The organism is uncultured Sphingomonas sp. (assembly GCF_937859915.1).
Classification (GTDB): domain Bacteria; phylum Pseudomonadota; class Alphaproteobacteria; order Sphingomonadales; family Sphingomonadaceae; genus Solisphingomonas.
This window is the reverse complement of sequence record NZ_CALMAW010000057.1, coordinates 1,252-3,928: the sequence shown is the minus strand read 5'-3', so window position 1 is coordinate 3,928 and position 2,677 is coordinate 1,252. Positions and strand designations below refer to the sequence as shown.

Sequence of the window (2,677 nt, the reverse complement as noted above, 5' to 3'; positions counted from 1 at the left end):
CCGCCGCCCTTCGCCGCCGACTCGATCCTCGAGGCGATCGACGCGCAGGTGCCGCTGATCGTGTGCATCACCGAGGGCATTCCGGTGCTCGACATGGTCAAGGTCAAGCGTGCGCTGACCGGCTCCAAGTCGCGGCTGATCGGGCCCAACTGCCCGGGCGTGATGACGCCGGGCGAGTGCAAGATCGGCATCATGCCGGGCTCGATCTTCTCCAAGGGCTCGGTGGGTGTTGTCTCGCGCTCGGGCACGCTTACCTATGAGGCCGTGTTTCAGACCACCAATGAGGGCCTCGGCCAGACCTCGGCCGTCGGCATCGGCGGCGATCCGGTCAACGGGACCAATTTCATCGACGTGCTGGAGCTCTATCTGGCCGACGACGACACCAAGTCGATCATCATGATCGGCGAGATCGGTGGCTCGGCCGAAGAGGAAGCCGCGCAGTTCCTCAAGGACGAAGCCAAGCGCGGCCGCAAGAAGCCGATGGTCGGCTTCATCGCGGGCCGTACTGCGCCGCCGGGTCGTCGCATGGGCCATGCCGGGGCGATCGTGTCGGGCGGCCAGGGCGGCGCCGAGGACAAGATCGCGGCGATGGAAAGCGCGGGTATCCGCGTGGCGGCCAGCCCGAGCGAATTGGGGACGACTTTGTCCCAGCTGCTTAAGGGCTGATTAACTACAACGCGCCGACCATGCGGCCGACGCGGCTGACAGAAGGACGTCCGGGCGAATCGCGTAGACGCCCGGACTACCAAGGACGGTGACATGGGTTTCGAAGGGCAAGAGTTCGACGTCGCAGGGGTAAGCCCGGCGTTTGCGGAGGATCTCTATCGCCGCTGGCAGAAGGATCGGACCGCGGTCGATCCGACCTGGGGCGATTATTTCGCGGGCGTCGAGCAAGGCGTGTCGGGCCCGAGCTGGGCGCGGCCGAACTGGCCGCTGTCCGATACCGACGCGCTGACGGCCGGGCTCGACCCGACCCAGATGGAACCCGCGCCGAAGCCCGCCAAGGGCGGCGCCAAGCCCGCTGCGCCCGTGGCGGTCGCTGCGCCCCAGCCGGTCGACACCGCTTCGGTCGAGGCCGCCGCGCTCGACTCGATCCGCGCGATGATGTTGATCCGCACCTACCGGGTGCGCGGCCATCTCGCCGCCGACCTCGATCCGCTGGGCCTCGCCCGCAACGATCTGCCCGCGGATCTCAGCCCGCATTATCACGGCTTCACCGACGCCGATCTCGATCGCCCGATCTTCCTCGGCGGCCAGCTCGGGCTCGAACGCGCCAGCGTCCGCGAGATTGTCGCGATCCTCAAGCGCAATTACTGCGGCCATGTCGGCCTCGAATATATGCACATCGGCGATGTCGAGGAGCGCAAGTTCCTCCAGGACCGCATGGAAGGCCACGACAAGGAGATCGTGTTCACGCCGGAAGGCAAGAAGTCGATCCTCGCCAAGGTGATCCAGGGCGAGCAGTATGAGAAATTCCTCGGCCGCAAATATGTCGGCACCAAGCGCTTCGGCCTCGACGGCGGCGAGAGCGCGCTGCCCGCGCTCGAGGCGGTGATCAAATATGGCGGTCTCGCCGGCGTCGAGGAGATCGTGCTCGGCATGCCGCATCGCGGCCGCCTCAACGTGCTCGTCAACGTGATGGGCAAGCCCTATCGCGCGGTGTTCAGCGAATTCGCCGGCGGCTCGGCCAACCCCGAGGACATCGCCGGATCGGGCGACGTCAAATATCATCTCGGCACCTCGACCGATCGCGAGTTCGAGGGCGCGCGCGTCCACATGTCGCTGGCCGCCAACCCCTCGCATCTCGAGGCGGTCGATCCGGTCGTGCTCGGCAAGGCGCGCGCCAAGCAGACGCGGATCAAGGACAATGACCGCGGCAAGGTGCTGCCGATCCTGATGCACGGCGACGCGGCGTTCGCGGGCCAGGGCATCATCATGGAGTGTTTCGGCTTCTCGGGGCTGCGCGGCTATTCGACCGGCGGCACGATCCATTTCGTCGTCAACAACCAGATCGGCTTCACCACCTCGCCGCAGTTCGCGCGCTCGTCGCCTTACTCGACCGACATCGCCAAGATGGTCTCGGCGCCGATCCTGCACGTCAACGGCGACGATCCCGAAGCGGTCACCTTCGCGTGCAAGCTCGCGATCGACTTCCGCATGACCTTCAAGCGCGACGTCGTGATCGACATGTGGTGCTATCGCCGCTTCGGCCACAATGAGGGCGACGAACCCGGCTTCACGCAGCCGCTGATGTATGACGAGATCCGCAAGCACCCGCCGGTTTCTGCGGTTTACGGCGAGCGGCTCAAGGCCGAGGGCGTGATTGACGACGCCTGGCTTGAGGCCGAGGCGGCGCGCTACGTCACCGAGCTCGAGGCCGAGTTCGAGGCGGGCAAGAGCTATCGCCCCAACAAGGCGGACTGGTTCGAGGGCGCCTGGAAGGGCATGACGCAGGCCAAGGAAAAGGGCGCACGCTCGGGCATGACCGCGGTGACGCAGGATCAGGTCGACAAGCTCGTGCCGATCCTGACCGAGGTGCCCGAGGGCTTTGCGGCGCACAAGACGCTGCTCCGCATCCTCGAGGCCAAGAAGCAGATGTTCGCGAGCGGCGAGGGTTTCGACTGGGCGACCGGCGAGGCGCTGGCGTTCGGCGCTCTGCTCGCCGAGGGCTATGGCG

The 2,677-nt window shown here is 66.5% G+C and carries 1 protein-coding gene and 1 pseudogene (1 of these 2 cut by a window edge); both read left to right on the top strand.

Features of this window, described 5'->3' with window-relative positions:
* On the top strand, window positions 1-666 hold a 666-nt coding region (gene sucD, locus Q0326_RS08080; RefSeq protein ID WP_298688979.1), incomplete at its 5' end, for a succinate--CoA ligase subunit alpha.
* Window positions 667-759: 93 nt separating this feature from the next.
* A pseudogene (locus Q0326_RS08075) lies at window positions 760-2,677 on the top strand (2-oxoglutarate dehydrogenase E1 component); it runs 1,037 nt beyond the window's last position.